Genomic DNA, 5161 nt, shown 5'->3' with positions numbered 1-5161 from the left:
GAGGGTACTGTGAAGTCAAGAATATTTTACGCTAGAGAATTATTAAAAAGAAAATATAAGGAGGTAAACCATGAAACATACAACTGAAGAAATTGACAAAGTAATACATGACGCTCTTAACCGCGAAGAGGCTGAGTTTTATGATCAACTAGGAGAGCAATCTCTACTGGAAATGTCACTGGGCGTATTCCAGGGGAAAAATAAAGGAATTTATATCTTAACAATTATTGTTTCGGTACTGCTTTTTGCCGGGTTTGTTTATTGTGCTATCCAGTTTTTCCAGACTGAGAATACACGAGAAATGATCATCTATGGAGCTATTGCTTTCTATTGCATTTTGAGTGTAACCGCAGTTAAACTATGGCATTGGATGCAAATGAACACCAATCAGGTGCTAAGAGAAATGAAGCGGCTGGAATTGCAGATTTCAGCTTTGGCAAGTAAGAAATAGTCAATCACGCGCTCTAAATGAAAAACCCTGCTAGTTGCGTAGCAGGGTTTATTTCAATTAATACTCGTTCAATGTATTAGATGAAAATCTTTAGAATGTCGTTACCAATGATGAATACCATCAGCGCTAGCAAGAACACCATACCTACTTTTTGAGCGTTCTCTAAGAACTTATCTGAAGGCTTTCTCCCTGATATTATCTCATAAGACAAGAACATTACGTGGCCACCATCCAGAGCTGGTATTGGCAGTAAGTTCATGAAAGCCAATACCATAGACAATAAACCTGTAAGGTTCCAAAATCTCTGCCATTGCCACTCACCTCCATAAGCTTTTGCTATACCAATCGGACCTGACAGGGACTTCATAGGGTTAAGCTCACCGCTGAACATCTTACCAAATGCTTTAATTTGTAAAAAGACAACACTAAAGGCCTGCTCAGTACCCATTCCAATTGACTCTCCGAAAGAGTAATCGACAGACTTAAAGAATCCCTCCGGATAGCCAACCATTATACCAAGTAAAGTATCTTGCTGAACAGCTGCCTGAAGATTTAACACTTCGCCATTTCTACGTACCTCAGTTGCAATTGTATCTTCTTTGTAGCTGGAAATTATATTCCTTACATCTTCATGTTTCACTACCTCTTGGCCGCCTAAACTAATAAAGATGTCATCTTCTTGTAAGCCTAATCTCTCGGCTAGCGTATTTTCGTTCATTTCTGATACAGTAACTGGTATTTTAGGTAATATGAAGTTACCTGCAGCCTCTTTATCATTTAGCTTTTCTATAAAATCTGGCGGTATTGAGATATTAACTTGCTCGCCATCTCTAAGCACTGTATAATAGGCACCGTCTCCAAAGAAGAATTCATTATCCATCACATCGGCAAAGTCTTCATAGTCTTTACCATTAATTTTGATGATTTGGTCTCCGGTTTGTAAGCCCAGCTCCTGACCAAGGTCCATGGCAATGATACCGCCATTGGCATTTACCTGGTCTTTAGAAATCACTAAATCACCATAGAAGTAAGTAAGGCAAACAAAAATCAAAATACCGGTGATTACATTTACAATTATACCCCCGAGCATCACGATAAGTCTTTGCCAGGCAGGTTTACTTCTAAATTCGTACTCTTTAGGGGGCTGAGCCATCTGCTCTTTATCCATCGACTCGTCAATCATCCCGGAGATTTTCACAAAACCTCCCAGCGGTATTAGGCTCAGATTGTATTCGGTTTCTCCATATTTGAAACCCCAAATCTTTGGTGGAAATCCTATCGAAAACTGCTCTACACGCATGCCAAACCACTTGGCAGCCAGTAAGTGACCCATCTCATGCACACCCACCAAAATTGATAGACTCAGAATAATCTGAGCCGCCATTATTAATCCTTCCATTTATTGTATTAGTTCTAAAGCTTTTATTCTAGTTTCTTTATCTGTATTTACATAGTCCTCATAGCTAGGACCATCTATAAAATCAATTTTCTCCATACATCGTTCCACAAGGACAGACATCTCCAAGAATCCTACGCGATCTTTCAAAAACTCTGCTACCACCACTTCATTTGCCGCGTTTAATATACAAGGCATATTTCCACCCTTTTTAAGGGCTTCAAAAGCTAACTCTAGATTACGAAATGTATCTGTATCTGGTTGCTCAAATGTGAGTTGTGGATAATCTATAAAATTAAATCGAGGAAAATTCGACTTCAATCGCTGAGGATAGCCCATCGCGTATTGTATTGGCAGTTTCATGTCCGGCAGCCCCATTTGTGCTTTAATAGAACCGTCTTCAAACTGCACCATCGAGTGGATAATTGATTGTGGGTGAACGATAACATCAACCTGTTCTGCTTTCAATCCAAATAGCCACTTGGCTTCTATAACTTCAAGGCCTTTGTTCATCAATGAAGCAGAGTCGATAGTGATTTTAGCCCCCATGTCCCAATTAGGATGCTTAAGTGCCTGTGCTTTGGTTACATTGGCCAGAGCTTGCCTGTCTTTTCCTCTAAATGGCCCTCCTGATGCTGTAAGAATAATTTTCTCAATAGGATTATGAAATTCTCCCACTATACACTGGAAGATCGCTGAATGCTCTGAATCAACCGGGTAGATGTTGACACCCTTTTCAGCAGCCAGTTTGGTGATTAGCTCACCTGCTACTACGAGAGTCTCTTTATTAGCTAAGGCGATACTCTTGCCTGCATTGATAGCATTGATAGTTGGTTTCAGTCCAGAGTAACCCACAAGGGCAGTAAGCACGATGTCAATCGAATCCATCTCCACCACAGAAGCCAGAGCATTGATACCCGCATACACCTTAATGTCTTTAGCGTCTAAGGCATCAAATACCTTCTGATAATGACTATCGTTGCCGATTACAACCACATTGGGTTTGTATTTGAGTGCCTGCTCTATGAGTAAATCACAATTGTTTTGCGCGGTAAGCACCTCGACTTCAAATTTATCGCTATGCTCATCTATCACCTCTAAAGCCTGAGTGCCAATAGAGCCGGTTGAGCCAAGGATTGCTATGTTTCTTTTATCAGACAATTAGTTTTTAATTTAATTCATTGTAAAAAGCCAAGATCGAAATCAAATCTTCTAGCGTTTTAGGATTTAATTTTTCCTTTTTAATAAATGATTTAACATGTGTCAGTTTATCATCCACAACTTTATCCAGAGCATCTTTTTCAACATAACTGAAAACCTTTACCTCCTTCTCCAATTGACTTTCTCTAAACTTTCGCTCATCGTACTCTATTCCCTCTTCATGAAAGCCGAATAACTCATAGCTTCTATTAGCCTTCTTTTTCTTCGATAAATATGGTATAATATTACCTCTATTATCAGCTAAATAAATCGTTTGATAAATTGTTTCTTTTCTCTCGGCCAAGTCCAACAGTCTATCATCCTCAGAGTAGTTACTATATTCATTTCCGGCCAGAAAATTTTTGTGCGAAAACTCAAATGAATGTCTTGATAAAACAGCTATGTTATCCAGTTGGTAAACCACTTCAAAATAAGTGGGGACATCTCTACCAGTGTCTCCCTGATCATAGGGCAACGAATAAAAAGTCTGATTCTCTCCCGCTTTATAAAATTCAAATGAAAGTACTTTTTCAGACGTGAAAATTTCCGGAGCTCCTCCTTGTTTTACTCTAAGTACCCCAGAAACAAAATTAAAATTAAGTTGTCCTTCAACTGTACTTCCATCTAAAAGCAAAACATTCCCTTCATACCATAAGGCGTTTTCAGTATTGAAGTTTTTAAACTGGCCCCATGTAAAGCTAACAGTGCTACATAGAAAGAGTATAAGTAAATGCTTCCGAATTTGATTTATATATGATTTGTTTTTGTTCATTAGAGCAGTACTTACATACTATATGCTTCCAAACTATCCGCAATTTTTCTATCATTTGATAACCTCGGCACCTTATTTTGTCCGCCAAGTTTACCCTGAGATTTCATGTAAGAGATAAATGCGTTTTTCTCTAAAGATCTAATTTCCAGTGTCTTTAAAATATGACCAGAAATCAAATCATCATAGTAAGAGTTTAATTTGCGAAGCTGCAAATCTAACTCTTTTTCAAAGGCTGACAAATCTTTAGGTTTTTGAGCAAAGGCTATGTACCATTCATGTAAAGGCAACCCTTCTTTGGGTGTTACCTGAGGAGCCACAGTAAACTCCACGATCTCTGTCTCAGGAAACTTCTCACAGGTATACCTCATGGCTTTTTCTACCTCCTCTCCTATCACATGCTCTCCAAAGGCAGATATAAAATGTTTTATCCTGCCGGTAACTACCAACCTGTAGGGATCCTTTGATACAAATTTAACAGTATCACCTAAAGAATAACCCCATAAACCTGCATTGCTGTTGATGATTAGGGCATAATTAACACCCACCTCGACCTGATCAACTTTAAGTCTGGTTGGGTTTTCATTAAAATATTCATCGGAGGGGATAAACTCGAAGAAAATACCTGAATTTACCAATAATAATAGGCCCTCCTCTGTTTGGGTATCTTGATACGCGATAAAACCTTCAGAAGCCGGGTAAGTCTCAATAGAGTCAATCTTTTTGCCAATAGTCTCAAACAGCTTGGCGCGATAAGGCTCAAAATTAACCCCTCCGTAAACAAAGAGTGAAAACTCAGGAAACACATCTTTTATTTTCTTACCCGTTCGCGCCTGTATCCTGTCAAAATACATTTGTACCCATGGTGGAATCCCACTAATGAGTGTCATATTTTGATCGATGGTTTCGTCTATTATATGCTCTAATTTATCTTCCCAATCTTCGATACAGTTTGTTTTGTAGCTAGGTAGTTGGTTGGTACGCAAATAACCCGGTACATGATGATTGACCATACCAGACAAACGGCCGGTATTTATGCCTGCTTTTTTATCCAACACGGGGCTACCTGATAGAAAGATCAATTTGCCATCAATAAACTTCGATTTGCCTGTTTCATGTACATAATTGAGTAATGCATTTCTTGCACTATTGATATGATTTGGCATCGACTCCTTGGTAATAGGAATGTATTTTGTACCTGAGGTGGTACCTGAGGTTTTTGCAAAGTAAGCTGGTTTGCCAGGCCATAACACATCCTCACTACCAGCAAGTATTTGATCTATGTACTTTTTCAGGCCCTCGTAATCATTGATCGGCACCTGCTTCTTATAGTCTTCATAAGTGC

The 5161-nt window shown here is 38.9% G+C and carries 5 protein-coding genes; 1 reads left to right on the top strand and 4 read right to left on the bottom strand.

Annotated features, from left to right (window positions below; genetic code table 11):
* Nucleotides 1-70: 70 nt before the first annotated feature.
* Nucleotides 71-451 (top strand): DUF6768 family protein, encoded by a 381-nt coding sequence (locus E1176_RS06455; RefSeq protein WP_155209777.1) that lies wholly within the window; start codon nucleotides 71-73, stop codon nucleotides 449-451.
* A gap of 76 nt (nucleotides 452-527) precedes the next feature.
* Here the strand turns inward: E1176_RS06455 and rseP are convergent, their stop codons facing one another.
* The 4 genes from rseP to E1176_RS06435 form a co-directional block, all read right to left on the bottom strand.
* The gene (rseP, locus tag E1176_RS06450) at nucleotides 528-1850 is read right to left on the bottom strand and encodes an RIP metalloprotease RseP (protein ID WP_155209775.1); all 1323 of its coding nucleotides are present in this window, start codon (nucleotides 1848-1850) and stop codon (nucleotides 528-530) included.
* On the bottom strand, nucleotides 1851-3008 hold the full coding sequence (locus E1176_RS06445; RefSeq protein WP_155209773.1) for a 1-deoxy-D-xylulose-5-phosphate reductoisomerase: 1158 nt from the start codon (nucleotides 3006-3008) through the stop codon (nucleotides 1851-1853). It abuts the gene before it with no gap.
* 7 nt (nucleotides 3009-3015) lie between these two features.
* Nucleotides 3016-3819, bottom strand: a complete 804-nt coding sequence (locus E1176_RS06440; RefSeq protein ID WP_155209771.1) for a hypothetical protein — start codon at nucleotides 3817-3819, stop codon at nucleotides 3016-3018.
* 11 nt (nucleotides 3820-3830) lie between these two features.
* On the bottom strand, nucleotides 3831-5161 hold a 1331-nt coding region (locus E1176_RS06435), incomplete at its 5' end, for a GH3 family acyl-acid amido synthetase (protein ID WP_155209770.1).

Origin of the sequence: Fulvivirga aurantia (assembly GCF_009711475.1) — a bacterium.
GTDB classification, from domain to species: Bacteria; Bacteroidota; Bacteroidia; order Cytophagales; family Cyclobacteriaceae; genus Fulvivirga; species Fulvivirga aurantia.
This window is presented reverse-complemented; position numbering and strand designations above follow the sequence as displayed.